We start from the raw sequence: 26,573 nt of genomic DNA, 5'->3' as shown, positions 1-26,573 counted from the left end.
TGCCTGTTAGAATGCGCGGCTATTTTCTGGCGACCCCGGTTCTAGCATGTCCCGACTCAATCCCCGGCAACAAGAAGCCTGTGACTATGTCGGCGGCCCTCTTTTGGTGCTCGCCGGTGCTGGCTCCGGCAAGACCAGCGTGATCACCCGCAAGATCGCCCACCTGATCCAGAACTGCGGCATCCGTGCCCAGTACATCGTCGCCATGACCTTCACCAACAAGGCCGCGCGCGAGATGAAGGAGCGGGTCGCCACCCTGCTGCGCGCAGGTGAGGGGCGCGGCCTGACCGTCTGCACCTTCCACAACCTGGGCTTGAACATCATCCGCAAGGAGCACAAGCACCTGGGCTACAAGCCGGGCTTCTCGATCTTCGACGAGGCCGACATCAAGGCTTTGCTGTCGGACATCATGCAGAAGGAGTACTCCGGCGACGACGGCATCGACGAGATCAAGAACATGATCGGTGCCTGGAAGAACGAGCTGATCATGCCCGCCGAGGCGTTGGAAAAAGCCCGCAATCCGCGCGAGCAGACCGCCGCCATCGTCTACACCCACTATCAGCGCACGCTCAAGGCGTACAACGCGGTGGACTTCGACGACCTGATCCTGCTGCCGGTCAAACTGTTCCAGGAGCACCCCGAGGTGCTTGAGCGCTGGCAGAACAAGGTGCGCTACCTGCTGGTCGACGAATACCAGGACACCAACGCCAGTCAGTACCTGCTGGTGAAGATGCTGATCGGCATGCGCAACCAGTTCACCGTGGTCGGCGACGATGACCAGTCGATCTACGCCTGGCGTGGTGCCCGCCCGGAAAACCTCATGCTGTTGAAAGAGGACTACCCGTCGCTGAAGGTGGTCATGCTCGAGCAGAACTACCGCTCGACCAGCCGCATCCTGCGTTGCGCCAACGTGCTGATCGCCAACAACCCGCATGATTTCGAAAAGCAGCTGTGGAGCGAGATGGGCCACGGTGACGAAATCCGCGTGATCCGCTGCAAGAACGAGGAAACCGAGGCCGAGCGTGTGGCCATGGAAATCCTCACCTTGCACCTGCGCACCGACCGTCCCTACAGCGACTTTGCCATCCTCTACCGCGGCAACTACCAGGCCAAGCTGATCGAATTGAAGCTGCAGCACCACCAGGTGCCGTATCGCCTGTCGGGCGGCAACAGCTTCTTCGGGCGCCAGGAGGTCAAGGACCTGATGGCCTACCTGCGCCTGCTGGTCAATCCGGATGACGACAACGCCTACCTGCGCGTGATCAACGTGCCGCGCCGGGAAATCGGCTCGACCACCCTGGAAAAGCTCGGCAACTATTCCACCGAGCGTGGCGTGTCGATGTACGCCGCCAGCGACGAAATTGGCCTCGGCGAGCACCTCGATGCGCGCTACACCGAGCGCTTGCAGCGCTTCAAGCACTGGCTCGACGGCGTTCGCCAGAAGGTTGCGCTGGATGACCCGATCGCAGCGCTGCACGAGATGGTCCGCGACATCGACTACGAAAACTGGATCCGCCAGAACACCGCCAGTGACAAGGCGGCGGATTTCCGGATCAGCAACGTCTGGTTCCTGATCGATGCCTTGAAAAACACCCTCGAGAAAGACGAAGAGGGTGACATGACCATCGAGGACGCCATCGGCAAACTGGTCCTGCGCGACATGCTCGAGCGCCAGCAGGAAGAAGAGGAAAACGCCGAAGGCGTGCAGATGATGACCTTGCACGCCTCCAAAGGCCTGGAATTCCCCTACGTGTTCATCATGGGCATGGAAGAGGAAATCCTCCCGCACCGCTCCAGCATCGAGGCCGACACCATCGAAGAAGAGCGGCGCCTGGCCTACGTGGGCATCACCCGCGCACGCCAGACCCTGGCCTTCACCTTCGCTGCCAAGCGCAAGCAGTACGGCGAAATCATCGATTGCACGCCCAGCCGCTTCCTTGACGAACTACCGCCGGATGATCTGTGCTGGGAAGGTCTGGACGATGCGCCGGTTGAAGTCAAAGCCGCGCGCGGCAACAACGCCTTGGCCGATATACGGGCAATGCTCAAGCGCTGAACCCTTTTACACTTTTGTCACGGCAGCCAGCCGTGGCCACTTTTTGCTACATCGAGGAATACCACAGTGGAAGCACTGCAGCAGAAGATTCGCGAAGAAGGCATCGTGCTTTCCGACCAGGTTCTCAAAGTCGACGCGTTTCTCAACCACCAGATCGATCCTGCCCTGATGCAGCTGATCGGTGACGAATTCGCCCGCCTGTACGCAGACTCCGGCGTGACCAAGATCGTTACCATCGAAGCCTCGGGCATCGCTCCGGCGATCATGACCGGCCTGAAACTCGGTGTACCGGTGCTGTTCGCCCGCAAGCACCAGTCGCTGACCCTGACCGAAAACCTGCTGACTGCCTCGGTGTATTCGTTCACCAAGCAGACCGAGAACACCGTGGCGATTTCGCCGCGTCATCTCAACAGCAGCGACCGCGTGCTGGTTATCGACGACTTCCTCGCCAACGGCAAGGCCTCGCAGGCGCTGATCTCGATCATCAAGCAGGCTGGCGCTACCGTTGCCGGGCTGGGCATCGTCATCGAGAAGTCGTTCCAGGGCGGCCGTGCCGAGCTCGACAGCCAGGGTTACCGGGTTGAGTCGCTAGCGCGGGTCAAGTCGCTTGCAGGCGGCGTGGTCACCTTCATCGAGTGACGCTCACCGGGTTGCCTGCAACCCGGCCAGCAGCAGGCGCTGATACAGCTCTTGTTTCAGCCCCTGCGGCTGCTCCAGGCCCATCCGCGCCAGCTGCGCCGGATAGGCTTCGGGCGGCGGTGCATCAAGCGCCGCCTTGCCCAGCTCGAGCACCTCGCTCAGCTTGAACTTGCTCTTGAGCCAGTTCAGCGCCCTGAACAGATCACGCTCCTCGGCGGTGAAGTCCGTGCCCAGCGGATACTCCGGGAACAACCGTGGATGCCGCTCACGCAGCGCTTCGAGGCGCTCCGGGGTGTTGTCGCAAAAGCGCTGATCCAGCACGAAGTCCTTGGCCAGTTTGCCGGCGGCCTTGGCCTGCTCGAGCAACTCGCCCTGAAAACGTGAATCGCTGATCGCCAGCAGCCGGGCGATGACTTCGCTGTCGGTCTGCCCGCGCAGGTCGGCGATGCCGTATTCGGTGACGACGATATCGCGCAGGTGCCGCGGGATGGTGCAGTGGCCATAGGTCCAGTACAGGTTGGAGCTGACCTCGCCACCGGCCTCGCGCCAGCTGCGCAGCAGCAGCACCGAGCGGCCGCCTTGCAACGCGTGGCCCTGGGCGACGAAGTTGTACTGCCCGCCTACCCCGCTCAGAACGCGACCGTCTTCCAGCTGGTCGGCGACGCCGGCGCCGAGCAGGGTCATGGCGAATACGGTGTTGATGAAGCGTGCATCGCGGCGCTGGCGGCGTTTCAATTCTTCCTGGCCATACAGCTCGTTGATGTAGCTGATGGCGGTCATTGCGTAGCGCTGGCGCTGCTCCAGCGGCATCTCGCGCAGACGCTGGTAGAACGCCTGTGGGCCGAGAAAGAAACCACCGTGCACCAGCACCCCGTGTTCATCGGCCGGGCGTCGCACCACGCCGGCTTCGGCCAGCGCCAGCAGGCCGTTGACGAACATTTCGCTGCAGCCATACAGGCCTTGGGCGAAGCCATCCAGGCCGCCTTCACGTTCGATCAGCGCCAGCCACGGCTGGATATCCAGCTCGTCCAGCACGGCGCGGTAACCCTCGTTGTCGCCCTGGCGCGCCAACAACGCAGCAGTTACCGCATCGCCCATGGCGCCGATGCCGATCTGCAGCGTGCCACCGTCACGCACCAGGGCGCTGGCGTGCAGGCCGATGCAATGGTCCTGAGTCGCCACCGGCATGTTCGGAGTGGAAAACAGCCGGCGCTGCTCGGGCTCGTCGATCAACAGGTCGAAGGCCTGGCGCCCCAGTTCGGCAGCGCCGGGCATGTACGGCAGCTCGGTGTGCACCTGGCCGAGCAGAAGAATGGTCTCGCCGGCGGCGCGGCGCTTGGCGACCATCGGCAGCAGGTCGAGGGTGATGTCCGGGTTGCAGGCCAGGCTCAGGTGATCCGGGCGCTCCGGGGTTTCGGCCACCAGTTGCGCGATCAGGTTGAGGCCCTTGGCGTTGATATCGCGGGCGGCGTGGCTGTAGTTGCTGCTGACGTAGTCCTGCTGGGCCATGCAGCTGTGCAGCAGGCTGCCGGGCTGCATGAAGAACTGCTCGACGCGGATATTGGCGGGCAGTTTGTCGCCGCGCAGGTCGGCCAGGTAGTCGAGCTCTTCGTAGTCGGCGAAGACCCGTTCGATGAAGGGTTCGAGGAAGCGTTTCTGCAGGCCATCGCCCAATGGCGGCCGGCCGAGGCTGAGCGCGGTGTAGATGGTCAGACGGCGTTCGGGCAGCTCACGGATGCGGGCATAGAGCGCGTTGACGAAGGCATTCGGTTTGCCCAGGCCGAGCGGCAGGCCCATGTGAATATGGGCGGGCAAATGGGCCAGAACGTGATCTACGGCCTGGTCGATGCTGCAGCTGTGGGCCATCGGTGCCTCCTGTTACGTCCATGCGGTCAGGGGGTTGGACCGTGGGCGGGCGGGATTTGCTGCACCTGGCTTGGGATTGCTGGGGCTGTTGCGCAGCCCCAGCAACCGATAGGTCAAAGCCCGGACATCTTCTGAATCGCCGCCTTCAGCTCATCGTCCGAACAATCAGCGCAGGTGCCCTTGGGCGGCATGGCGTTGATCCCGGTAATCGCCTTGGCGAGGATCCCATCAAGCCCACCCTGATGATCGGCACGCTCTTTCCAAGCAGCGGTATCGCCGATCTTCGGCGCATTGAGCAGGCCGGTGGCATGGCAGGCATTGCAGTGCTTGGCGATCACGTCATCAGCCGACTTGGCCGCGCCACCGCTGGCCACAGCCGCCACGGCCATGCCCTTGCATTCCTGGCCCTGAACACACACCTGGCCGACCGGCGCCAGGCGCTTGGCAATATCATCGTTGGTCGCCGCGTTTGCGGTGACTGCCCACAGGGCGAAAACGGCAGCTGGTATGGCCAGCATCTTCTTGATTTGGTTCACGCGTTCACCCTCATGGTGGCTGATCACGCCCGCAGCCACGAATTGCGGGCGTTGAAAAGTATAGCGGCTACACCATAGCCGCGAAACGACCACACAAGTGAAAGGGCTATTGGCGAATCAATACGCTGCGCTGGATCAAAAGTTCGACGGTGTCGCGGCACTGATCAAGCGTGCGGGCTCGGCAAACGGGTTGCGAAAACGGTGCGGACGGGTGCTCTCGAAGTAATAACTGTCGCCAGCTTCGAGCACAAAGGTCTCGCTACCGACCACCAGCTCCAGGCGGCCTTCGAGGAGGATGCCGGTCTCTTCGCCATCGTGGGTGAGCATCTCGTCACCGGTGTCGGCGCCAGGCGGGTAGACCTCGTTGAGGAAGGCAATGGCGCGATTGGGATGCGACTTGCCGACCAGTTTCATGGTCACCGCACCGTCGGAGATGTCGATCAGCTCATGGGCCTTGTAGACGATCTGGGCCTGGCTTTCGACTTCCATTTCTACCGAAAAGAACTCGACCATCGACATCGGAATGCCACTGAGCACCTTGCGCAGCGAGCTGATCGAAGGGCTCACGCTGTTTTTCTCGATCATCGAGATGGTGCTGTTGGTTACCCCCGCGCGCTTGGCGAGTTCCCGCTGGGACAGGCCCTTGAGCTTGCGGATGGCTTGCAGTCGTTCGCCGACGTCCAAAGCTTGCGCCTCCTGAAACGGTGGGGGTGGGGTCGAATGTGAACGATATCATGGCAATGCCGTTCAGTATTTACAACACTCCACACCCCTGCCCGTCCGCAGCGCAGCTTTATTCGCCGATGTACTCCAGTGGCACCCGCTTCAGGTTGCAGAACAGCTGGTAAGGAATGGTCCCGGCATGCCCGGCCACGTCACTGGCCAACACCTGCTTGCCCCACAGCTCGACCGGGCTGCCCAGGGTCGCTTCGGGGACATCGGTCAGGTCGATGCAGAGCATGTCCATCGACACCCGGCCGATCAGTTGGCTGCGCTTGCCGGCCACCAGCACAGGGGTGCCAGTTGGGGCCTGGCGTGGGTAACCGTCGGCATAACCCATCGCAACCACGCCGACCCGGGTCGGCCGTGGACTGATGAACCTGGCGCCATAACCGACCGGTTGACCCGCAGGCAGTTCGCGCACACTGATGACCCGCGATTGCAGAGTCATGACCGGTTGCAGTCGGCTCGCCTCGGCCTGGGGCACCTCGAACGGCGTCGCTCCGTACAGCATGATGCCAGGGCGCACCCAGTCGCTCGGCACCTGCGGCCAGCCAAGCACGGCCGGTGAGTTGCGCAGGCTGCATTCGGCGCTGAGGCCTTGGCGCGCCTCTTCGAATGCCGCGAGCTGCTGCGCCGTGGCCTGCACATCAAGCTCGTCGGCGCGGGCGAAGTGGCTCATCAAGACGATGCGCGCCACCTTGCCGCTGGCCAGCAGGCGCTGATAGGCCTGCTGGTAATCCTCTGGATGCAGACCCACTCGGTGCATGCCGCTGTCGAGCTTGAGCCAGACCTTCAACGGCTTGGCCACAGCGCTCTGTTCGATCGCTTCCAGTTGCCACAACGAATGCACCACGCACCACAGATCATTGGCGCTGATCAGCGCCAGCTCGCTGGCTTCGAAGAAGCCTTCGAGCAACAGAATCGGCCCTTTGATGCCAGCGGCGCGCAGCTCCAGCGCCTCTTCGATACAGGCCACAGCGAAGCCATCGGCCTCGGCTTCCAAGGCAAGCGCACAGCGCACCGCGCCATGCCCATAGGCATCGGCCTTGATCACGGCGAGGGCTTTGGCACCGGACAGTTCACGGGCCAGACGATAGTTGTGGCGCAGGGCCTGGAGGTCGATCAGGGCGCGGGCGGGACGCATGGCGGCAGCCTTCTGGCAGTACGGGTTGTTGAACAAGCCCCCGGCACGGTGGGTGGGGAGTAGGTAGCCACCGCGCCGGGGTGAGGGAACGGGTTACGGCAGTGCAGCGACCACCGACAGCTCGACGAGGATTTCCGGCTCGCACAGCTTGGCTTCAACTGTGGCCCGGGCTGGCGCGACGCCGGCCGGCAGCCACTGGTCCCAGACCGCGTTCATGCCGGCGAAGTCGGCGTCGATGTCTTTCATGTAGATGGTCACCGAGAGCAAGCGGGTCTTGTCGGTACCGGCCTGGTCGAGCAGTTGCTCGATGGTCGCCAGCGTCTCACGGGTCTGCTGCTCGATGCCGGCGCTGAGGTCATCACCGACCTGACCTGCCAGGTACACCGTGCCGTTGTGGGTGACGATCTGACTCATGCGCTCATTGGTGAGCTGGCGCTGGATTGCCATGCTTGGCGAACTCCTTGTGGTTGCCATAACGGGAAATATCGAGACCCTCAGCACTAATCTGCGGCTTGCGCTTGGCGATCAGGTCGGCCAGCAAACGCCCGGAGCCACAGGCCATGGTCCAGCCCAGGGTGCCGTGACCGGTGTTGAGGAACAGATTGCGGAAACTGGTTGCACCCACGATCGGCGTACCGTCCGGGGTGGCCGGGCGCAGCCCGGTCCAGAAGCTGGCCTGGCTCAGGTCGCCGCCGCGAGGATAAAGGTCGTTGACGATCATCTCCAGCGTTTCGCGCCGGCGCGGGTTCAGCGACAGGTCAAAACCGGCGATCTCGGCCATGCCGCCGACGCGGATGCGGTTGTCGAAACGGGTGATTGCGACCTTGTAGGTCTCGTCGAGAATCGTCGAGGTCGGCGCCATGCCAGGGTCGGTGATCGGCACGGTGAGCGAGTAACCCTTGAGTGGATACACCGGCGCCTTGATACCCAGTGGCTTGAGCATCTGCGGCGAGTAGCTGCCCAGTGCCAGCACGTAGCGGTCAGCGGTTTCCAGCTTGCCGTCGATCCACACGCCGTTGATACGATCACCGGCATGGTCCAGGCGTTGGATGTCCTGACCGAAGCGGAACTCGACACCGAGCTTGATGGCCATCTCGGCCAGCTTGTTGGTGAACAGCTGACAGTCGCCGGTCTGGTCGTTTGGCAGGCGCAGGGCACCGGCGAGAATGTCGGTAACCCCGGCAAGGGCCGGCTCGACACGGGCAATGCCATCGCGGTCGAGCAGCTCGTACGGCACACCCGACTGCTCGAGTACGGCGATGTCTTTTGCCGCCGCATCGAGCTGCGCCTGGGTGCGGAACAGCTGAGTGGTGCCCAACGCACGGTTTTCGTAGCTCAGGCCGGTCTCGGCGCGCAGCTCGTCGAGGCAGTCGCGGCTGTATTCGGACAGCCGCACCATGCGCTCTTTATTCACGGCATAGCGGTTGGCGGTGCAGTTGCGCAGCATCTGCGCCATCCACAAGTACTGGTCTACATCGCCAGTGAGCTTGATCGCCAGTGGGGCGTGGCGCTCCAGCAGCCACTTGATGGCCTTGAGCGGCACACCCGGGGCGGCCCAGGGCGAGGCGTAGCCCGGCGAGATCTGGCCGGCGTTGGCAAAACTGGTTTCCATGGCCACCGCTGGCTGGCGGTCGACCACCGTCACCTCGAAACCTTGCCGGGCCAGGTAGTAGGCACTGGCGGTACCGATTACACCGCTACCAAGCACCAGAACTCGCATCGTCTATCCCTCGCACGCGGCACGCCGCGACATTTTGTTTATATGGCATGAATGGGCGCAGTATATGAAGGACCGGCCAGTGCATTTCACTATATAAAGGCCTATATTTGGCGACAATTCTTGGCCATGTCGGCTTTTACGGAGGGGCATCCCCTATGAGAACCCAGCATCAGAGCAAGCGTGAACTGGACAAGATCGACCGCAATATCCTGCGGATCCTGCAGAGTGACGGCCGTATCTCGTTCACCGAGCTGGGTGAAAAGGTCGGCCTCTCCACCACCCCGTGCACCGAGCGCGTGCGCCGCCTGGAGCGCGAGGGGATCATCATGGGCTACAACGCCCGGCTCAATCCGCAGCACCTCAAGGGCAGCCTGCTGGTGTTTGTCGAGATCAGCCTGGACTACAAGTCAGGGGATACTTTCGAGGAGTTTCGCCGCGCCGTACTCAAGCTGCCGCATGTGCTTGAGTGCCATCTGGTGTCGGGCGACTTCGATTATCTGGTCAAGGCGCGGATTTCCGAGATGGCCTCGTACCGCAAGCTGCTCGGCGACATCCTGCTGAAGCTGCCGCACGTGCGCGAGTCGAAGAGCTACATCGTCATGGAAGAAGTCAAAGAGAGCCTGTGCCTGCCGATTCCGGACTGAGGCTCAGACCAGCACCTGGCGGGTGCTGGCAATGAACTGGTGCACCAGTTGCTCCGCCTCGGGCTCGATTGGCTCGGCCGGGCCGCGCCCGCGCGGGCAGGCCAGGCGCGGCGTGGTGCCGAACAGACGGCAGATCATTGGCCGCTCAGCGTACACCGTGCAACCTTGCGCGCCGAGGTGCACGCAGTCGAGCCGCTCCAGCGCGGCGGCCTGCTCTTCAGCGGATTTACGCGGCAGTGCGGCCATTTCTTCCGCCGAGGTGGTCACCGGCCCGCAGCAGTCGTGGCAGCCGGGCTCGCATTCGAAAGAAGGGATCAGTTCGCGCAGAAAGTGGATCTTGTGGCGGTTGCAGGACATGGCGTGACAGGAATCTGGAAGGTGAAGTGGATTATAGGCCCATTCGCGGGTAAACCCGCTCCCACAGGGATCGGGCAAGGTCTGACTCTAGCGCTGTACCTGTGGGAGCGGGCTTGCCCGCGAACGAGGGCGCAGCCCTCGCCGGTTGCCGCAAGCCAAACCCCCGGCTTATGCTCGCCGCCTTCCATTCTCCGCCAAGGCCGATCCGATGATCCACAGCGCGCAGCACGCCGCCTCCTATTACGCCGCCAGCAGCGCGCCACAGACGGATCACCCGGCTCTGCAAGGCCAGCACAGCGCCGACGTGTGCATCGTCGGCGGTGGCTATTCGGGCCTGAACACGGCCATCGAACTGGCCGAGCGCGGCCTGTCGGTGATCTTGCTCGAAGCGCGCAAAATCGGCTGGGGCGCCAGCGGGCGCAACGGTGGTCAGCTGATTCGCGGGGTCGGCCATGGCCTTGAGCAGTTTTTGCCGGTGCTCGGCGAGCAGGGTGTACACAGCCTCAAGCTGATGGGCCTGGAAGCGGTGGATATCGTCCGCCAGCGGGTCGAGCGCCATGCGATTGCCTGCGACCTGACCTGGGGCTACTGCGACCTGGCGAACAAGCCCGGCGAGCTGCAGGGCTTTGCCGCCGACGCCGAAGAGCTGCGCAGCCTCGGTTATGGCCATGAGCTGCGTCTGGTACCGGCAGATGACATCCGCACAGTGGTCAACTCCGAGCGCTATGTCGGCGGCCTGATCGACATGGGCTCGGGCCACCTGCATCCGCTCAACCTGGCACTGGGCGAGGCGGCTGTTGCTGCGGGCTTGGGCGTGCGCCTGCACGAACACTCCGAGGTCACGCGCATCGACTATGGCCCGCAAGTGCAGGTGCACACTGCCAGCGGCACGGTCCGCGCCAGCACGCTGGTGCTGTGCTGCAACGCTTATCACAACGACCTCAACCGCGAACTGGGCGGCAAGGTACTGCCCGCCGGCAGCTACGTGATTGCCACCGAGCCGCTGGGCGAGGAACGCGCGCGGGCCTTGCTGCCGCAGAACATGGCGGTCTGCGACCAACGCGTGGCGCTCGACTACTATCGCCTTTCGGCCGATCACCGGCTGCTGTTCGGCGGCGCCTGCCACTACTCCGGGCGCGACCCGCAGGATATCGCCGGCTACATGCGGCCGAAGATGCTCAAGGTGTTCCCGCAGCTGGCGGACGTGCGCATCGATTATCAATGGGGCGGCATGATCGGCATCGGCGCCAACCGTCTGCCGCAGGTAGGCCGACTGGCCAGCCAGGCCAACGTGTATTACGCCCAGGCTTACGCTGGTCACGGCCTGAACGCCACGCACCTGGCCGCACGCCTGCTCGGCGAGGCGATCAGCGGCCAGCACAGCGGGCGCTTCGACCTGTTCGCCAAGGTGCCGCACATGACCTTCCCCGGCGGCCAGCACCTGCGCTCGCCGCTGTTGGCGCTGGGCATGCTCTGGCATCGACTCAAAGAGCTGGTGTAGGCGCCACGCGCTTCAGGCCTTCCAGAACGGCTTGCTGCCCTCTTCGCGCGCCTGCTCCCAGCTCAGGCCGATATCACGCAGTTGCTGATCATCGAGCTCGAGCAGGGCGCGCCGGGTACGCCAGCGGTGCAGCATCAGGCCAGCACCGCTAAAGCCTGCTTGAGCGCTGGCGACCTGGGGCTGATGCGCCTCAAGCTGTTCCACTGCGGGTTGCACGCGCACATCACTGAAAACACCCATTGCTGCTTGCTCCTGTTCCAGATCCACCGTGGAGAAAGCATGCGCGCCTGAGCCATAGCCAATACAGACGCAAAAAACCTTTATTATTCCCATACAGAATTGGCGGATCTGGCGCTGAATGCTGTATTTTTGCCCGATCTGTACTGGTCAGTCACCTCAAGCGCTGCAGGAGTATTGCCGTGACGCTGTATCTGAACCTCGCTGAGATGCTCGGCGCGCGCATCGAACAAGGTCTCTACCGGCCCGGCCAGCGGCTGCCGTCGGTGCGCGCGTTGAGTGTTGAACACGGGGTCAGCCTGAGCACCGTACAGCAGGCATACCGCATGCTCGAGGACAACGGCCTGGTCGCGCCGCGGCCAAAATCGGGGTACTTCGTTACCGACCATCGCAGCCTGCCAGCCCTGCCCGCCGTGACCCGGCCAGCGCAACGCCCGGTGGAGATTTCACAGTGGGAGCAGGTGCTGGAGCTGGTGCGCGGCACGCCTCGGCCGGACGTGGTTCAGCTTGGCCGGGGCATGCCCGACGTCAACAGTCCAAGCCTCAAGCCCTTGCTGCGCAGCCTGGCCCAGCTCAGCCGGCGCCAGGACATGCCCGGTCTGTATTACGACAACATCCACGGCAACATCGCCCTGCGCGAACAGATCGCGCGGCTGATGCTCGATTCCGGCTGCCACGTCAGCCCGGCCGACCTGGTGGTGACCACCGGCTGCCACGAAGCGCTGTCGACCAGCATCCGCGCGGTGTGCGAACCGGGCGACATCGTTGCGGTGGACTCGCCCAGCTTTCACGGCGCCATGCAGACGCTCAAAGGCCTGGGCATGAAGGCGCTGGAGATCCCCACCGACCCGACCACCGGGATCAGCCTGGAGGCGCTGGAAATGGCCCTGGAGCAGTGGCCGATCAAGCTCATCCAGATCACCCCCAGCTGCAACAATCCGCTGGGCTACATCATGCCCGAGGCGCGCAAGAAGGCCCTGCTGACCCTGGCCCAGCGCTACGACGTGGCGATTCTGGAAGACGACGTCTACGGCGATCTGGCCTATAACTACCCGCGCCCGCCAACGGTCAAGTCGTTCGACGAAGACGGCCGCGTGCTGCTCTGCAGCTCATTCTCCAAGACCCTGGCGCCGGGCCTGCGCATCGGCTGGGTGGCGCCTGGGCGCTATCTGGAGCGGGTGCTGCACATGAAATACATCGGCACTGGCAGCACCTGTGTGCAACCGCAGCTGGCCATCGCCGACTTCATCGCAGGCGGCCACTACCACCCGCATGTACGCCGGATGCGCAGCCAGTATCAGCGCGGGCGCGATCTGATGAGCGACTGGGTGGCGCGCTACTTCCCACCAGGCACCCGCGTCAGCCGGCCACAGGGCGGCTTCATGCTGTGGGTCGAGCTACCGGAAAGTTTCGACACGCTGCGGCTGAACCGCGCTTTACTCGAACAAGGGGTACAGATCGCGGTGGGCAGTATCTTCTCCGCCTCCGGCAAGTACCGGCACTGCCTGCGCATGAACTACGCGGCGCGGCCCAGCGCCGAGATCGAGGCGGCGGTACGCAAGGTCGGCGAAACCGCCTTGCGCCTGCTGGTCGATGATCACAGCGAGGCGTAACTTTGCCCCACCTGGCATGGTCCATAGCACTCAGCCTTCTGCGCACAGGACGATTCATCCTTGAGACTTCAGCGAGCTTTGCCTCTCATGCTGGCGCTGCTGCTCGGCCTTTCTGGCTGCGCCAGCGTCAATCCGGTTCGTGAAGTCAGCCAGGCGCTACCGGCCAGTGATTCGGCCTTTGGCCGCTCGGTGCAGCGCCAGGCCGCGCCCTATGAAGGTCGCTCGGGCTTTCGCCTGCTGCCCAACAGCAACGAGGCTTTCCGCGCCCGTGCCGAGCTGATCCGCAACGCCCAGGCCAGCATCGACGTGCAGTACTACATCGTCCATGACGGCCTCAGTACCCGGGCGCTGGTGCATGAACTGCTGCAAGCCGCCGACCGTGGCGTGCGCGTACGGATTCTGCTCGACGACACCACCAGTGACGGCCTCGACACGCTGATGGCCACCCTCGCCGCCCACCCCAACATCCACATGCGCGTGTTCAATCCGCTGCACCTGGGCCGCAGTACCGGTGTCACCCGCGGCGTCGGCCGCCTGTTCAACCTGTCGCGCCAGCACCGGCGCATGCACAACAAGCTGTTTCTGGTCGACAACAGCATGGCCATTGTCGGCGGGCGCAACCTGGGCGACGAGTACTTCGACGCCGAGCCCAACCTGAACTTCACCGACATCGACATGCTCGGCGTCGGCCCAGTAGCCGAGCAGCTTGGGCACAGTTTCGACCAGTACTGGAACAGCGCCCTCAGCCGGCCGATCGGCGATTTCCTCTGGAGCATGCCGGATGCCGACGACCTGCGCGCCAGCCGCCGGCGTCTCGAGGTGTCACTGGCCGAGGCGCGGATCAAACGCAAGGCGTTGTATGACCGGCTGATGGCGTATCAATCGCAGCCGCGCCTGGACACTTGGCGCAACGAATTGATCTGGGCCCACAGCCAGGCGCTGTGGGACGCGCCGAGCAAGGTGCTGGCGCAGGACGAACCGGATCCGCATCTGCTGCTGACGCGGCAGTTGGCGCCGGACCTGAACAACGTCAAGCAAGAGCTGATTCTGGTGTCGGCGTATTTCGTCCCGGGTGAATCGGGGCTGGTGTATCTGACCAGCCGGGCTGACGCTGGAGTGTCGGTGCGGCTGTTGACCAACTCGCTGGAAGCCACTGACGTACCTGCGGTGCATGGCGGCTATGCGCCGTATCGGCGTGCCCTGCTCGAACACGGAGTGCAGCTGTTCGAGCTGCGCCGGCAGCCGGGTGATCCGAGTGCCGGGCGCGGCCTGAATTTCCATGGCGGTTCGGATTCGAGCCTGCACAGCAAGGCGATCGTGTTCGATCGGCACAAGACCTTTATCGGTTCGTTCAACTTCGACCCACGCTCGGTGTTGTGGAACACCGAAGTCGGCGTGCTGGTAGACAGCCCGGAGCTGGCCGAATATACCCGCGAGCTGGCCTTGCAGGGTATGGCGCCGGCGCTGAGTTATCAGCCGCTGCTGGAGGACGGCAAGATGGTCTGGGTGACCGAGGACAACGGCCAGCGGCATGTGCTGAGCAAGGAGCCTGGCGGCATGTGGCGGCGGTTCAATGCCTGGGTGAGCAAGGCGGTGGGGTTGGAGAAGATGCTTTGATTTGAGACCGCTGCGGGGCTGCGCAGCGGCTCCAGCCATCTTCAGTCAGGCACCGGCTCGAACGCCCCAGGCCGGCGGGTCAGCAGGACCAACCCCGCCGCCCCCAAGGCCATGATCAACGGCAATGCATGCCCACTGATCCACTGGCTGCCCGCCCCGGCCAACAGCGGCCCGAGCAGGCAACCAATGCCCCACAACTGCGCCACATGGGCGTTTGCCCGCACCAATTCATCATCGCGGTAGCGCTCGCCGATCAGGATCAGCGACAAGGTGAACAAGCCACCGGCACTGGCACCGAACAATACCCATAGCGGCCAGATCAACGCGGTCTCCATCAACAACGGAATCGCCAGGCTGGACACCATCAACGTCAGCGCACAACCACTGAACAGGGTGCGCCGCGACATCTTGTCGGCCAGCAGGCCAATTGGCAGCTGCAACACCGCATCACCGACCACCACTGTACTGACCATGAACAACGCCACCTCAGTGCTGAACCCCTGCTGCAGGCAATACACCGGTAGCAGCGTCAAGATCATCGCCTCGAACGCCGCAAACAAGGCAATCGCCCAGGCAATCACCGGCAGTCGGCGGCAGAATCCGAGCAGGTCGCGGAAGGTCACGCTGCACGCTTCGGTGGTCGGCGCACCGCCACGGCCAAACAGCAGCAACGGCGCAAGGATCAACAACCCGGTGGCCGCCCAGAAGCCAAAGTCATCATCCGAACCAAGCATACCCAGCACCAGCGGCCCCGCCAGCTGGCTCAAGGCGTAGCTGCTGCCATACAGCGCCACCAGCCGGCCGCGCCACTGCTCGACCACCAACTGGTTGATCCAGCTCTCGCCAAGGATGAACACCACCGTCAGCGACATACCGATCACCAACCGCAGCGCCAGCCACAACGGGTAGCTGGGCAGCAGCGCAACCAGGGCGATCGACAACGCTCCGCCCCACAGGCAAAAGCGCATGGCGGCCGGCACGCCGACCCAGCCAGCCAGGCGGCTGGCCAGGCTGGCGCCGATCAGCACGCCCACTGCTGGCATTGCCGCCATCACGCCGATGGCGAAGCTCCCGTAACCCCAGGTTTCCAGGCGCAGCGACACCAGCGGCATGCTCACGCCCAGCGCGAGGCCGACGCTGAGCACTGAGGCCAGCACGGCAAAGTAGGTTGCCCAACGCATGACTGCCTCCCAGGCAGAATTGTCTTTCACCCAACAGCAGCGAAGCCCGCCCCCAAAGGCACGGCGCAGTCAGTGAGACTGACGCCGAACCGCCGGGAGCGGGCTTGCCCGCAGACGCTACCTAGAGGATTACAGCTTGATCCAGGTCGCCTTCAGCTCGGTGTACTTCTCCAGTGCGTGCAGCGACTTGTCACGGCCGTTGCCCGACTGCTTGAAGCCACCAAACGGCGCGGTCATGTCGCCGCCGTCATACTGGTTGACCCACACGCTGCCAGCGCGCACGGCGCGAGCTGTCTTGTGCGCCTTGGAGATGTCCGAGGTCCAGATGCCTGCGGCCAGGCCGTATGGCGTGTCGTTGGCGATGGCGATGGCTTCTTCGGCGGTGTCGAAGCTGATCACCGACAGGACCGGGCCAAAGATTTCTTCCTGGGCGATCTTCATGGCATTGGTCACGCCGTCGAAGATGGTCGGCTGCACATAGGTGCCACCGGTTTCTTCAAGGATGCGCTTGCCACCGGCAACCAGCTTGGCGCCGTCCTGATGGCCGGCATCGATGTACGACAGCACGGTGTTCATCTGCTGGGTGTCGACCAGCGCACCGACTGTGGTGGCCGGGTCCAGCGGGTTGCCGGGGGTCCAGGCCTTGAGCGCTTCGACGACCATAGGCAGGAACTTGTCCTTGATCGAACGCTCGACCAGCAGACGCGAACCGGCAGTGCAGACCTCGCCCTGGTTGAAGGCGATGGCGCTGGCAGCGGCTTCGGCAGCGGCTTGCAGGTCCGGTGCGTCGGCGAAGACGATATTCGGGCTCTTGCCGCCGGCTTCCAGCCAGATGCGCTTCATGTTCGACTCGCCGGCGTAGATCATCAACTGCTTGGCGATCTTGGTCGAGCCAGTGAACACCAGCGTGTCGACGTCCATGTGCAGGGCCAGCGCCTTGCCTACAGTGTGACCGTAGCCTGGCAGCACGTTGAGAACACCAGCCGGGATACCCGCTTCAATTGCCAGCTGGGCAATGCGAATGGCCGTCAGCGGCGACTTCTCGGATGGTTTGAGCACTACCGAGTTACCCGTCGCCAGCGCCGGGCCGAGCTTCCAGCAGGACATCAGCAGAGGGAAGTTCCACGGTACGATGGCGCCGACCACACCAACCGGCTCGCGGGTCACCAGGCCAAGCTGGTCATGCGGGGTTGGCGCGACTTCATCGTAGACTTTGTCGATAGCTTCGGCATTCCAGTGCAGGGCTTGCGCCGCGCCGGGGATGTCGATGCTGGAGGAGTCGCTGATCGGCTTGCCCATGTCGAGGGTCTCGAGCAGGGCCAGCTCTTCGACATTGCTGCGCAGCAGCTCGGCGAAGCGGATCAGTTTGGCCTTGCGCTTGGCTGGCGCCAGACGCGACCAGACACCAGACTCGAAGGTAGCACGGGCGTTTTCAACAGCGCGATCGGCGTCGGCCACGTCGCAGCTGGCAACCTTGGCCAGGAAGCGTCCGTCCACCGGGCTCAGGCAGTCGAAGGTCTGGCCGGAAGCCGCGTCGGTATACTCGCCGTTGATGAAGGCGCGGCCTTCGATCTTCAGTTGTTGGGCACGCTGTTCCCAGTCTGCACGCGTCAGGGTGGTCATAGGACACTCCTCCTCTTGTTAAGGTGCAGCGCCGCACTGAGGATTCTCGGGCGCTGGCAAAAATTCTGGCCGGGCGACAAGCGCACGCGGGCAGGAGTTACCCTAAACCAGCCCGGATAAACTATCAATATATTTGACACCAAAGGCCCAAACGCCTACAGATGTTAATTTTATTAAACAACAACAGGGTTTGACCGATGACCATCTCCAGCATTATCGACTTTGCCCAGGTGCTGACCGAAGCGGAACGCTACCGCCCGGCGGCCGAGAAAATCCTCAAGGGCGAGCCGGATCAGGCTGTCTACAACCACTACTCAAGCCCATGCGGTCAGTTTGCAGCGGGCGTGTGGGAAGGCGCGGTCGGCCAATGGACGGTGAGTTACACCGAACATGAGTACTGCGAGATCGTCCACGGCGTATCGGTGCTGCGTGACAAGGCCGGCGATGCGAAGACGCTGCGTGCAGGTGACCGATTCGTCATTCCGGCAGGCTTCCAGGGCACCTGGGAAGTACTTGAGCCCTGCCGCAAGATTTACGTGATGTTCGAGCAGAAGTAAGTCACGCCATGGCGTGCTGAACATGTACCGCAGCTCGGCAAGCGCTGCAGTGAATCATGCAAGCGTCCAATTTCGGACACTTCAAGGAGATTCACCATGACCACCGACATCCTCGGCCCTGCTCGTCACGTCATCGGCTCGCGTTATGTAGAAAGCGTCAAAGCCTACATTCTCGAGCTGACCGGCCTGCATATCGCAGTCGGCCCCAACGACATCAGCACCATGGATCTTCGCAGCGACCGCGTACTTATCCAGGCTGATGGCGACAACTGCATTACTGGCCTGGTGATTTCCTGAGCGCGCCGGGCAGGTCTTGAGCAAGGCGCTATAGCCGCAGACCAGCGCCTTGCTTGAACGATATCTGCCCAGCCATTCAGGCAAAAAAAAACCCGCTTCCGTGAGGAAGCGGGTTTTTTTCGGTCGCCGGATCAATTACTTGATCTTGGCTTCCTTGTAGGTCACGTGCTTACGGACGACCGGATCATATTTCTTGATCTCGATCTTGTCCGGGGTGGTGCGCTTGTTCTTGTCAGTGGTGTAGAAGTGGCCAGTGCCAGCACTCGATACCAGACGGATCAATTCACGCATGATGCTCTCCCTTAAACCTTGGCGCCAGCACGGCGGATTTCAACCAGAACGACATCAATGCCGCGCTTGTCGATGATACGCATGCCTTTGGCGGAAACGCGCAGACGCACGAAACGCTTCTCGGACTCAACCCAGAAACGGTGGTGCTGCAGGTTTGGCAGGAAACGACGACGGGTTTTGTTGTTTGCGTGGGAAATGTTATTCCCAGTCACCGGACCCTTACCGGTAACTTGACAGACTCTCGACATGCCTCAGCCCTCTAAAACCACATGCCCAACCCGGCATGGGTTGGCCGCTTAATCTCTCAGTCTATGGCGCTAGGCGCCGTGTTTCCGGGGGTCTTATCAACCTGATCCGCTTTCGCGACAGAGCGAGCCCCTAGAAAAGAGCGCTGCTTTATATCAGAAAGACTCGACCACAACAACAGAAAATGACTTTCTGCAGCAGGCCAAGCGAGTGCGGCAAGCATAACGACTAGGGTTGCAGGCTGTCGACCGCTCGTCGCTACGTTTGTAAAAAAGGGTGTGGTCATTTGTCAGTTCGCACACTAGGGTAGGACATTTCCAGACTGCACCGGCAGATGGGTCACTGATCAGCCAAGGACTTTACATGCGCGCCGCCGCTCGTTCCCTGTTGTTTTCATCCAGCCTGCTGCTGGCCGGCCTCGCCCAGGCCGCACCACTGGTGGTGTGTACCGAAGCCAGCCCGGAAGGCTTCGACGTGGTGCAGTACAACTCGCTGACTACCACCAATGCCTCGGCCGACGTGCTGATGAACCGTCTGGTCGAATTCGATGCCAAGCAGGGCAAAGTGGTGCCAAGCCTGGCGCTGAGCTGGACGGTCTCGGCCGACGGTCTGGTGTACGACTTCAAGCTGCGTGACGACGCCAAATTCCACAGCACCGCCTACTTCAAGCCAAGCCGGGCCCTGAACGCCGACGATGTGCTGTTCAGCTTCCAGCGCATGCTCTACCCCGCTCACGCCTGGCACAAGACCGCGCCCGGCGGCTACCCGCACGCGCAGTCGCTGCAGCTGGGTAGCCTGATCAAGTCGATCGATGCCAGCGACCCGCACACCGTGCGCTTCACCCTGAGCCATCCGGATGCGACCTTCCTGGCCACCCTGAGCATGGGCTTTGCCTCGATCTACTCGGCTGAATACGCCGATCAGCTGCTCAAGGCAGGCACCCCAGAGAAGCTCAACACGCAACCGATAGGTACCGGCCCGTTCGTGTTCAAACGCTTCCAGAAGGACGCGCAGGTACGCTACGAGGCCAACCCTGAGTACTTCGGCGGCAAACCTGCGGTCGGGCCGCTGATCTACGCGATCACCCCGGACGCCAACGTGCGCCTGCAGAAACTCAAACGCAACGAATGCCAGGTGGCGCTTTCGCCCAAGCCGCTGGATATCACTGCGGCCAGCGAGGACGACAAGCTCAAGGTCGAGTCCACCCCTGCCTTCATGACCGCCTTTGTCGCCATCAACAGCCAGCATCCGCCGCTGGACAAGCCCGAGGTGCGTCAGGCGATCAACCTCGCCTTCGACAAGTCGAGTTATCTCAAAGCCGTGTTCGAGGGCACCGCAACCGCCGCCAACGGCCCTTACCCGGCCAACACCTGGAGTTACGCCAAGGACCTGCCTGGCTACCCGACCGACCTGAAAAAAGCCCAGGCGCTGCTGGCCAAGGCGGATCTGCCAGACGGCTTCAGCACCACCATCTGGACCCGCCCATCGGGCAGCCTGCTCAACCCCAACCCCAACCTCGGCGCACAGATGCTGCAGGCGGACCTGGCCAAGATCGGCATCAAGGCCGAAATCCGCGTGATCGAGTGGGGCGAGCTGATCCGCCGCGCCAAAGCCGGCGAGCATGACTTGCTGTTCATGGGCTGGGCCGGCGACAACGGCGACCCGGACAACTTCCTCAGCCCGCAGTTTTCCTGCGCGGCGGTCAAGTCCGGGACCAACTTCGCGCGCTTCTGCGACAGCCGTCTGGACCAGCTGATCAACGCTGGCCGCACCACCAACGACCAAAGCGTGCGCAGCCGGTTGTATCAGCAGGCCCAGGCACTGATCCAGCAACAGGCTTTGTGGCTGCCGCTGGCTCACCCAACCGCCGCAACGTTGCTGGCCAAGGGTGTCGAGGGCTACCAGGTGAGCCCGTTCGGGCGGCTGGACTTCAGCAAGGTCTCGGTCACTCGCTAAGCATGATCAGCCGCTGATCCAGCCCTCCTCGGCCATGGACAGCGGCTCGCCCTCGCCGATGATCAGGTGATCGAGCACACGCACATCGATCAGCGCCAGCCCGCGTTTGAGGGTCATTGTCAGGTGCACATCATCCTGGCTCGGCTCGCTGCTCCCGGAAGGATGGTTGTGGCAGATGATCAGCGCCGCGGCGTTGTGCACCAGCGAGCGCCGGACTACCTCACGTGGGTACACGCTGGCCCGGTCGATGGTGCCGCGAAAGAGGATCTCGAACGCCAACGGCCTGTGCTTGGAGTCGAGAAACAGGCAGCCAAATACCTCACTAGGTTCATGGCGCAGCATCGATTTCAGGTAACGTCTCACTGCCATCGGGCTTTCCAGCGCGGGGGCACGTTCGATGGTCTCGTGCAGATAACGCCGCCCGGTCTCCAGCAGCGCCTGCAACTGCGCGTACTTCACCGGTCCCAGCCCAGGCTCACCGAGCACTGCGCTGCGTGGCGCCTCGAGAAACTGGCGAAGGCCGCCAAAGCGCACCAGCAAGCCGCGGGCAAGGTCGACGACATTGCGCCCGGCTACCCCCGAACCCAGCAGCACGGCGAGCAATTCGGCATCGGACAATGCGGCTGCGCCGCGCTGTAACAGCTTTTCTCGCGGCCGTTCGTCGGCCGGCCATTCCCTGATGTTCATTACTGCTCCTTGAGTGCTGCTGCGGCGCGTTTAAGCCGTGTGTTAATCTATTTCGCTTCAAAAATGCGACGATCTGCCGCAGGCCCCATCGTCGTCATCCGCTTACTGAAAAAAGGCAAGCCTATGCAGCGGCTGTATCGCAAGCGCATCGTTCTCGGCGTCGGTGGCGGCATCGCCGCCTACAAGAGCGCCGAGCTGATTCGCCGACTCCTGGAACACGGCGCCCAGGTGCGCGTGGTGATGACCCACGGCGGTGCCGAGTTCATCACCCCGCTGACCTTGCAGGCGCTGTCTGGTCACCCGGTGCACATGGACCTGCTCGACCCTGCCGCCGAAGCGGCGATGGGCCACATCGAACTGGCCAAGTGGGCCGATCTGGTGCTCATTGCCCCGGCCACCGCCGACCTCATGGCGCGCATGGCCCAAGGCATGGCCAATGACCTGCTGACCACCCTGGTGCTGGCCACCGACGCCACCGTCGCCGTCGCCCCGGCGATGAACCAGGCGATGTGGCGCGACCCGGCGACCCAGGCCAACCTGGAACTGCTGCAAAGCCGTGGCATTCAGGTATTCGGCCCGGCCTCCGGCAGCCAGGCCTGTGGTGATGTCGGCCTTGGCCGCATGCTTGAAGCCACCGACCTGGCCTGGTGCGCCGCCGAGAGCTTCAAGCGCCAGGCACTGACCGGCAAGCACGTGCTGATCACCGCCGGGCCGACCCAGGAAAACATCGACCCGGTGCGCTACATCACCAATCATAGCTCCGGCAAGATGGGTTTCGCCCTGGCCGAAGCGGCTGCCGAAGCCGGGGCTCGGGTAACCCTGGTGACCGGCCCGGTGCACCTGCAGACCCCCGACCGGGTCAACCGGATTGACGTGGTAAGCGCGCGGGACATGCTCGCGGCGTGCGAAGCCGCTATGCCGTGCGACCTGTTCATCGCTTCGGCTGCGGTTGCGGACTACCGCCCGGAAGTAGTCGCCACGCAGAAGCTCAAGAAGGATCCTACGACCGGCGACGGCATGCTGCTGCAGATGGTGCGTAATCCGGATATCCTTGCGACCATTGCTGGCCGTGCCGACCGCCCGTTCAGCGTCGGCTTTGCCGCCGAGACCGAACACTTGCTCGATTACGCCACGCGCAAGCTCAAGGACAAGAACCTCGACCTGATCGTCGCCAATGATGTGGCCAACCCCAGCATCGGCTTCAACAGCGAGGAAAACGCCCTGACCGTGATCGACCGCCAGCAGCACCAGACCCTATTCGCGCAGACCAGCAAGGGCAAGATCGCCCGCCAGCTGGTTGCTTTTATCGCCGAACGACTCAAGCAGGTTCAATAAGTTACATGCACGCTCTTCAAGCCAAGATTCTCGATCCGCGCATCGGCGCCGAATTCCCCCTGCCGCAGTACGCCACGCCTGGCTCCGCTGGCCTGGACCTGCGCGCCATGCTGCAACAGGACACCGTTCTGGAGCCGGGCCAGACCCTGCTGATCCCGACCGGCCTGTCGATCTACATCGGCGATCCAGGCCTGGCGGCGTTGATCCTGCCGCGCTCGGGGCTGGGCCACAAACACGGCATCGTGCTCGGCAACCTGGTCGGTTTGATCGACTCGGATTACCAGGGCGAGCTGATGGTGTCGTGCTGGAACCGCGGCAATACCGCTTTCACCATCAACATTGGCGAGCGTATTGCACAGCTTGTCCTGGTACCTGTGGTACAAGCGCATTTCGACATCGTCGAGGCCTTCGACGAGAGCCAACGTGGCGCTGGCGGCTTCGGTCATTCGGGCAGCCAATAACGGCCAGAGAACGATCGTTTGCGCCACGGATGGCGAACTCTCTGGCGAAAGTACCGTCCAAGCGTGCAGTTTGCGCCTACCCAGAAGCCTTAGACATTGGAGCTTTCCCAGAGATGAACGATATGGCCCAGCTGGTCCCTGCACTGCCTGAGAGCATCTTCCGCGCCTATGACATCCGCGGCGTGGTCGGCAAGACCCTGCACGCTGAAACCGCTTACTGGATCGGTCGTGCCATCGGCGCCCAGACCCTCGCTCAGGGCGAGCCGAATATCTCGGTTGGCCGTGACGGTCGCCTGTCCGGGCCGATGCTGGTCGAGCAACTGATCAAGGGCCTGGTCGAAGCCGGCTGTAAGGTCAGCGACGTTGGCCTGGTGCCAACCCCTGCCCTGTATTACGCCGCCAACGTGCTGGCCGGTACCTCCGGGGTGATGCTCACCGGTAGCCACAACCCGTCCGACTACAACGGTTTCAAGATCGTCATCGCCGGCGACACCCTCGCCAACGAGCAGATCCAGGCCCTGTTGACCCGCCTGAAAACAGATGACCTGAGCCGCGGCGAAGGCAGCGTCGAGCAGGTCGAGATCCTCCAGCGCTACCATCAGCAGATCGTCGGCGATGTGAAACTGGCGAAAAAACTCAAGGTAGTGGTCGACTGCGGCAACGGTGCAGCGGGCGTCAATGCCCCGCAACTGATCGAGGCCCTGGGCTGTGAAGTGATCCCGCTGTTCTGCGAGGTCGACGGCAACTTCCCCAATCACCACCCGGACCCGGGCAAGCCTGAAAACCTGCAAGACCTGATTGCCAAGGTCAAGGAAACCGGCGCCGATATCGGCCTGGCCTTCGATGGCGACGGCGACCGCGTGGGCGTGGTGACCAACACCGGCAGCATTGTCTACCCCGACCGCCTGCTGATGCTGTTTGCCCAGGACGTGCTGTCGCGCAACCCAGGCGCCGAGATCATCTTCGACGTCAAATGCACCCGTCGCCTGACCCCGCTGATCGAACAGCACGGCGGTCGCGCGCTAATGTGGAAGACCGGTCACTCGTTGATCAAGAAGAAGATGAAGCTGACCGGTTCCTTGCTGGCTGGCGAAATGAGCGGGCACATCTTCATCAAGGAACGCTGGTTCGGCTTTGACGACGGCATCTACAGCGCCGCACGCCTGCTCGAGATCCTGAGCCAGGCCGAGCAGGACGCCGAGAGCCTGTTCGCTGCATTCCCGAACGACATCTCTACGCCGGAAATCAATATTGATGTGACCGACGAGGGTAAATTCAGCATCATTGATGCACTGCAACGCGACGCCGACTGGGGTGAAGCCAACCTGACCACCATCGACGGTGTGCGGGTCGACTACGCCAAAGGCTGGGGCCTGGTCCGCGCCTCCAACACCACGCCGGTGCTGGTGCTGCGCTTCGAAGCCGACAGCGAGGCCGAATTGCAACGTATCAAGGATGTTTTCCGCGCGCAGTTGCTGCGGGTTGCCCCTGACCTGCAACTGCCGTTCTGACCGATTATCCGTACCCACTGGAGCCCTGCATGACCCTCGATCGCGAAGCCGCCTCCCATGTAGCCGAAGTCTTGTCCGAAGCGCTGCCTTACATCCGTCGCTTCGTCGGCAAGACGCTGGTGATCAAGTACGGCGGCAACGCGATGGAGAGCGAAGAGCTCAAGACCGGCTTTGCCCGCGACATCGTGCTGATGAAAGCGGTCGGCATCAACCCGGTGGTAGTGCACGGCGGTGGCCCGCAGATCGGTGACCTGCTCAAGCGTCTGTCGATCGAGAGCCACTTCATCGACGGCATGCGCGTGACCGACTCGGCGACCATGGACGTGGTCGAGATGGTGCTCGGCGGCCAGGTCAATAAAGACATCGTCAACCTGATCAACCGCCATGGCGGCAGCGCCATCGGCCTGACCGGCAAGGACGCCGAACTGATCCGCGCGAAAAAGCTCAAGGTCAGCCGCCAGACGCCAGAGATGACCTCGCCCGAGATCATCGACATTGGCCACGTCGGCGAAGTGGTCGGGGTCAACACCGACCTGCTCAACATGCTGGTCCGCGGTGACTTCATCCCGGTGATCGCGCCGATCGGTGTCGGCGCCAACGGTGAGTCGTACAACATCAACGCCGACCTGGTTGCCGGCAAGGTTGCCGAAGCGCTGAAGGCCGAGAAGCTGATGCTGCTGACCAACATTGCCGGTTTGATGGACAAGCAGGGCCAGGTCCTGACCGGCCTGACCACCGAGCAAGTCAACGAGCTGATCGCCGACGGCACCATCTACGGCGGCATGCTGCCGAAGATCAAATGCGCACTGGAAGCAGTCCAGGGCGGCGTGCAGAGTTCGCACATCATCGACGGTCGCGTACCGAACGCGGTGCTGCTGGAGATCTTCACCGACAGCGGTGTAGGCACTTTGATCACCAACAGCAAGCGCGCTTTGGCCTGATTTGTCGGGGCTGCTTGGCAGCCCTTCGCGGGCAAGCCCGCTCCCACAGGGCCAGCAGTGCATCCTGTGGGAGCGGGCTTGCCCGCGAAGGGCCGCAAAGCGGACCCGCAACACCCCTGCAAAAACTAATACCTACCCTGGAGAAAGCGCGTGAAATACGCATCACATGGACTCGTGCTGGCAGCCGTTCTGGCTGTCGGGTCCCTCGCCGGCTGCGCCACTGAAACGTCCAAAGCTGTTGCCGTGCAACAGGTCGAAAGCGTCAACCGCCCGTACAGCGGCCAACGCACCCCAATCGCTGTGGGCAAGTTCGACAACCGTTCCAGCTACATGCGCGGGATCTTCTCCGACGGCGTCGACCGCCTCGGCGGCCAGGCCAAGACCATCCTCATCACCCACCTGCAGCAGACCAACCGCTTCAATGTGCTTGATCGCGACAACATGGGCGAGATCCAGCAGGAAGCAACCATCAAGGGCATGGCGCAGAAGCTCAAGGGTGCGGATTTCGTGGTCACCGGTGACGTCACCGAGTTCGGCCGCAAAGAAGTCGGCGACCACCAGCTGTTCGGCATTCTTGGCCGCGGCAAGACCCAGATCGCCTACGCCAAAGTGGCGCTGAACATCGTCAATATCAGCACCTCGGAAGTGGTCTATTCGACCCAGGGTGCCGGCGAGTACGCCCTTTCCAATCGCGAGATCATCGGCTTTGGCGGTACCGCCAGCTATGACTCCACGCTCAACGGCAAGGTCCTCGACCTGGCCATGCGCGAAGCGATCAACAAGATGGTCGACGCGATCGACAACGGCCAATGGAAGCCTCAAGTCCGATAAGCT

Annotated in this window: 26 protein-coding genes and 1 pseudogene; 14 read left to right on the top strand and 13 right to left on the bottom strand. The window is 62.9% G+C overall.

The genetic code is table 11. The annotated features are described in order from the left end of the window. Positions 1-46: 46 nt before the first annotated feature. Both rep and xpt read left to right on the top strand, forming a co-directional pair. Entirely contained in the window at positions 47-2,056 is a 2,010-nt protein-coding gene (gene rep, locus IDM28_RS23410) for a DNA helicase Rep (protein ID WP_188036959.1), read from the top strand. A gap of 66 nt (positions 2,057-2,122) precedes the next feature. Further along, on the top strand, positions 2,123-2,695 hold the full coding sequence (gene xpt, locus IDM28_RS23405) for a xanthine phosphoribosyltransferase (RefSeq protein WP_101322909.1): 573 nt from the start codon (positions 2,123-2,125) through the stop codon (positions 2,693-2,695). Positions 2,696-2,698: 3 nt separating this feature from the next. Here the strand turns inward: xpt and IDM28_RS23400 are convergent, their stop codons facing one another. The 6 genes from IDM28_RS23400 to dadA form a co-directional block, all read right to left on the bottom strand. Continuing rightward, positions 2,699-4,561, bottom strand: a complete 1,863-nt coding sequence (locus IDM28_RS23400) for an acetyl-CoA hydrolase/transferase C-terminal domain-containing protein (RefSeq protein ID WP_150570447.1) — start codon at positions 4,559-4,561, stop codon at positions 2,699-2,701. Positions 4,562-4,674: 113 nt separating this feature from the next. Further along, positions 4,675-5,097: a c-type cytochrome gene (locus IDM28_RS23395; protein ID WP_224785531.1), complete on the bottom strand. Its 423-nt coding sequence runs from the start codon at positions 5,095-5,097 to the stop codon at positions 4,675-4,677. A 135-nt stretch (positions 5,098-5,232) separates the two neighbouring features. Next, positions 5,233-5,781 (bottom strand): cupin domain-containing protein, encoded by a 549-nt coding sequence (locus IDM28_RS23390; RefSeq protein WP_101322907.1) that lies wholly within the window; start codon positions 5,779-5,781, stop codon positions 5,233-5,235. A 109-nt stretch (positions 5,782-5,890) separates the two neighbouring features. Continuing rightward, on the bottom strand, positions 5,891-6,964 hold the full coding sequence (gene alr / locus IDM28_RS23385; RefSeq protein ID WP_150572499.1) for an alanine racemase: 1,074 nt from the start codon (positions 6,962-6,964) through the stop codon (positions 5,891-5,893). Positions 6,965-7,057: 93 nt separating this feature from the next. Next, positions 7,058-7,411: a RidA family protein gene (locus tag IDM28_RS23380; RefSeq protein WP_101322905.1), complete on the bottom strand. Its 354-nt coding sequence runs from the start codon at positions 7,409-7,411 to the stop codon at positions 7,058-7,060. Continuing rightward, positions 7,383-8,684, bottom strand: a complete 1,302-nt coding sequence (gene dadA, locus IDM28_RS23375; RefSeq protein ID WP_101322904.1) for a D-amino acid dehydrogenase — start codon at positions 8,682-8,684, stop codon at positions 7,383-7,385. The genes IDM28_RS23380 and dadA overlap by 29 nt, the downstream gene beginning before the upstream one ends. A 155-nt stretch (positions 8,685-8,839) precedes the next feature. On the opposite strand from dadA, the gene dadR reads away from it, so the two are divergent. Then, on the top strand, positions 8,840-9,328 hold the full coding sequence (dadR, locus tag IDM28_RS23370; RefSeq protein ID WP_039581953.1) for a transcriptional regulator DadR: 489 nt from the start codon (positions 8,840-8,842) through the stop codon (positions 9,326-9,328). Between the two features lie 3 nt (positions 9,329-9,331). Here the strand turns inward: dadR and IDM28_RS23365 are convergent, their stop codons facing one another. Then, positions 9,332-9,685 (bottom strand): YkgJ family cysteine cluster protein, encoded by a 354-nt coding sequence (locus IDM28_RS23365; protein WP_101322903.1) that lies wholly within the window; start codon positions 9,683-9,685, stop codon positions 9,332-9,334. Positions 9,686-9,893: 208 nt separating this feature from the next. On the opposite strand from IDM28_RS23365, the gene IDM28_RS23360 reads away from it, so the two are divergent. Next, positions 9,894-11,186, top strand: a complete 1,293-nt coding sequence (locus IDM28_RS23360; RefSeq protein ID WP_188036958.1) for an NAD(P)/FAD-dependent oxidoreductase — start codon at positions 9,894-9,896, stop codon at positions 11,184-11,186. A gap of 12 nt (positions 11,187-11,198) precedes the next feature. Here IDM28_RS23360 and IDM28_RS23355 read toward each other — a convergent pair whose 3' ends face one another. Beyond that, entirely contained in the window at positions 11,199-11,426 is a 228-nt protein-coding gene (locus tag IDM28_RS23355; protein WP_150572495.1) for a DUF1127 domain-containing protein, read from the bottom strand. A 179-nt stretch (positions 11,427-11,605) separates the two neighbouring features. Between IDM28_RS23355 and IDM28_RS23350 the strand changes: the two genes are divergently transcribed. Beyond that, on the top strand, positions 11,606-13,036 hold the full coding sequence (locus IDM28_RS23350) for a PLP-dependent aminotransferase family protein (RefSeq protein ID WP_101322899.1): 1,431 nt from the start codon (positions 11,606-11,608) through the stop codon (positions 13,034-13,036). A 60-nt stretch (positions 13,037-13,096) separates the two neighbouring features. Next, a complete protein-coding gene (locus IDM28_RS23345; protein WP_103435563.1) occupies positions 13,097-14,653 on the top strand; it encodes a phospholipase D family protein in 1,557 nt (518 codons plus the stop codon). 41 nt (positions 14,654-14,694) lie between these two features. On the opposite strand, the gene IDM28_RS23340 is transcribed toward IDM28_RS23345, so the two are convergent. Further along, complete coding sequence (locus IDM28_RS23340; protein WP_101322897.1) at positions 14,695-15,834, bottom strand: MFS transporter; 1,140 nt, start codon at positions 15,832-15,834, stop codon at positions 14,695-14,697. A gap of 129 nt (positions 15,835-15,963) precedes the next feature. After that, on the bottom strand, positions 15,964-17,457 hold the full coding sequence (locus IDM28_RS23335) for an aldehyde dehydrogenase (protein ID WP_188036957.1): 1,494 nt from the start codon (positions 17,455-17,457) through the stop codon (positions 15,964-15,966). Positions 17,458-17,654: 197 nt separating this feature from the next. On the opposite strand from IDM28_RS23335, the gene IDM28_RS23330 reads away from it, so the two are divergent. Then, a complete protein-coding gene (locus IDM28_RS23330) occupies positions 17,655-18,014 on the top strand; it encodes a cupin domain-containing protein (RefSeq protein WP_101322895.1) in 360 nt (119 codons plus the stop codon). Positions 18,015-18,110: 96 nt separating this feature from the next. After that, complete coding sequence (locus IDM28_RS23325; RefSeq protein WP_101322894.1) at positions 18,111-18,311, top strand: hypothetical protein; 201 nt, start codon at positions 18,111-18,113, stop codon at positions 18,309-18,311. A gap of 135 nt (positions 18,312-18,446) precedes the next feature. On the opposite strand, the gene rpmG is transcribed toward IDM28_RS23325, so the two are convergent. Beyond that, positions 18,447-18,602 carry a 50S ribosomal protein L33 gene (rpmG, locus tag IDM28_RS23320; protein ID WP_021702025.1) on the bottom strand — a complete coding sequence of 52 codons (156 nt, stop codon included), beginning with the start codon at positions 18,600-18,602 and terminating at the stop codon, positions 18,447-18,449. Positions 18,603-18,613: 11 nt separating this feature from the next. Further along, positions 18,614-18,850: a 50S ribosomal protein L28 gene (rpmB, locus tag IDM28_RS23315; RefSeq protein WP_101322893.1), complete on the bottom strand. Its 237-nt coding sequence runs from the start codon at positions 18,848-18,850 to the stop codon at positions 18,614-18,616. Positions 18,851-19,211: 361 nt separating this feature from the next. Between rpmB and IDM28_RS23310 the strand changes: the two genes are divergently transcribed. Beyond that, on the top strand, positions 19,212-20,804 hold the full coding sequence (locus IDM28_RS23310) for an ABC transporter substrate-binding protein (RefSeq protein WP_150571451.1): 1,593 nt from the start codon (positions 19,212-19,214) through the stop codon (positions 20,802-20,804). A gap of 6 nt (positions 20,805-20,810) precedes the next feature. Here IDM28_RS23310 and radC read toward each other — a convergent pair whose 3' ends face one another. Then, positions 20,811-21,491, bottom strand: coding sequence for a RadC family protein (gene radC / locus IDM28_RS23305; RefSeq protein WP_101322891.1), 681 nt, complete (start codon positions 21,489-21,491; stop codon positions 20,811-20,813). 123 nt (positions 21,492-21,614) lie between these two features. On the opposite strand from radC, the gene coaBC reads away from it, so the two are divergent. The 5 genes and pseudogenes from coaBC to IDM28_RS23280 all read left to right on the top strand — a co-directional run bounded on the left by coaBC (position 21,615) and on the right by IDM28_RS23280 (position 26,570). Beyond that, positions 21,615-22,826, top strand: a complete 1,212-nt coding sequence (coaBC, locus tag IDM28_RS23300) for a bifunctional phosphopantothenoylcysteine decarboxylase/phosphopantothenate--cysteine ligase CoaBC (RefSeq protein WP_101322890.1) — start codon at positions 21,615-21,617, stop codon at positions 22,824-22,826. A 5-nt stretch (positions 22,827-22,831) separates the two neighbouring features. Then, positions 22,832-23,287: a dUTP diphosphatase gene (gene dut / locus IDM28_RS23295; RefSeq protein WP_103435557.1), complete on the top strand. Its 456-nt coding sequence runs from the start codon at positions 22,832-22,834 to the stop codon at positions 23,285-23,287. 137 nt (positions 23,288-23,424) lie between these two features. Continuing rightward, positions 23,425-24,798, top strand: a pseudogene (locus tag IDM28_RS23290) (phosphomannomutase/phosphoglucomutase); the annotation flags it as partial. A gap of 29 nt (positions 24,799-24,827) precedes the next feature. Further along, positions 24,828-25,739, top strand: coding sequence for an acetylglutamate kinase (argB, locus tag IDM28_RS23285; protein WP_150571447.1), 912 nt, complete (start codon positions 24,828-24,830; stop codon positions 25,737-25,739). A gap of 150 nt (positions 25,740-25,889) precedes the next feature. Further along, entirely contained in the window at positions 25,890-26,570 is a 681-nt protein-coding gene (locus tag IDM28_RS23280; protein ID WP_188036956.1) for a CsgG/HfaB family protein, read from the top strand. Positions 26,571-26,573: the final 3 nt, after the last annotated feature.

The organism is Pseudomonas sp. EZ-C24, assembly GCF_014525325.1.
GTDB classification, from domain to species: Bacteria; Pseudomonadota; Gammaproteobacteria; order Pseudomonadales; family Pseudomonadaceae; genus Aquipseudomonas; species Aquipseudomonas shirazensis.
Note: the sequence above shows the minus strand (reverse complement) of the source record. Positions and strands in the feature narration are given on the sequence as shown.

Coding starts and splice junctions, on each gene's coding strand:
- dadA (WP_101322904.1), bottom strand. CDS start 8,684: ATGCGAGTTCTGGTGCTTGGTAGCGGTGTAATCGGTACCGCCAGTGCC.
- alr (WP_150572499.1), bottom strand. CDS start 6,964: ATGCGTCCCGCCCGCGCCCTGATCGACCTCCAGGCCCTGCGCCACAAC.
- IDM28_RS23340 (WP_101322897.1), bottom strand. CDS start 15,834: ATGCGTTGGGCAACCTACTTTGCCGTGCTGGCCTCAGTGCTCAGCGTC.
- IDM28_RS23310 (WP_150571451.1), top strand. CDS start 19,212: ATGCGCGCCGCCGCTCGTTCCCTGTTGTTTTCATCCAGCCTGCTGCTG.
- coaBC (WP_101322890.1), top strand. CDS start 21,615: ATGCAGCGGCTGTATCGCAAGCGCATCGTTCTCGGCGTCGGTGGCGGC.
- rpmB (WP_101322893.1), bottom strand. CDS start 18,850: ATGTCGAGAGTCTGTCAAGTTACCGGTAAGGGTCCGGTGACTGGGAAT.
- IDM28_RS23360 (WP_188036958.1), top strand. CDS start 9,894: ATGATCCACAGCGCGCAGCACGCCGCCTCCTATTACGCCGCCAGCAGC.
- dadR (WP_039581953.1), top strand. CDS start 8,840: ATGAGAACCCAGCATCAGAGCAAGCGTGAACTGGACAAGATCGACCGC.
- IDM28_RS23380 (WP_101322905.1), bottom strand. CDS start 7,411: ATGGCAATCCAGCGCCAGCTCACCAATGAGCGCATGAGTCAGATCGTC.
- rpmG (WP_021702025.1), bottom strand. CDS start 18,602: ATGCGTGAATTGATCCGTCTGGTATCGAGTGCTGGCACTGGCCACTTC.
- IDM28_RS23325 (WP_101322894.1), top strand. CDS start 18,111: ATGACCACCGACATCCTCGGCCCTGCTCGTCACGTCATCGGCTCGCGT.
- IDM28_RS23365 (WP_101322903.1), bottom strand. CDS start 9,685: ATGTCCTGCAACCGCCACAAGATCCACTTTCTGCGCGAACTGATCCCT.
- dut (WP_103435557.1), top strand. CDS start 22,832: ATGCACGCTCTTCAAGCCAAGATTCTCGATCCGCGCATCGGCGCCGAA.
- rep (WP_188036959.1), top strand. CDS start 47: ATGTCCCGACTCAATCCCCGGCAACAAGAAGCCTGTGACTATGTCGGC.
- argB (WP_150571447.1), top strand. CDS start 24,828: ATGACCCTCGATCGCGAAGCCGCCTCCCATGTAGCCGAAGTCTTGTCC.
- IDM28_RS23355 (WP_150572495.1), bottom strand. CDS start 11,426: ATGGGTGTTTTCAGTGATGTGCGCGTGCAACCCGCAGTGGAACAGCTT.
- IDM28_RS23330 (WP_101322895.1), top strand. CDS start 17,655: ATGACCATCTCCAGCATTATCGACTTTGCCCAGGTGCTGACCGAAGCG.
- IDM28_RS23400 (WP_150570447.1), bottom strand. CDS start 4,561: ATGGCCCACAGCTGCAGCATCGACCAGGCCGTAGATCACGTTCTGGCC.
- IDM28_RS23335 (WP_188036957.1), bottom strand. CDS start 17,457: ATGACCACCCTGACGCGTGCAGACTGGGAACAGCGTGCCCAACAACTG.
- radC (WP_101322891.1), bottom strand. CDS start 21,491: ATGAACATCAGGGAATGGCCGGCCGACGAACGGCCGCGAGAAAAGCTG.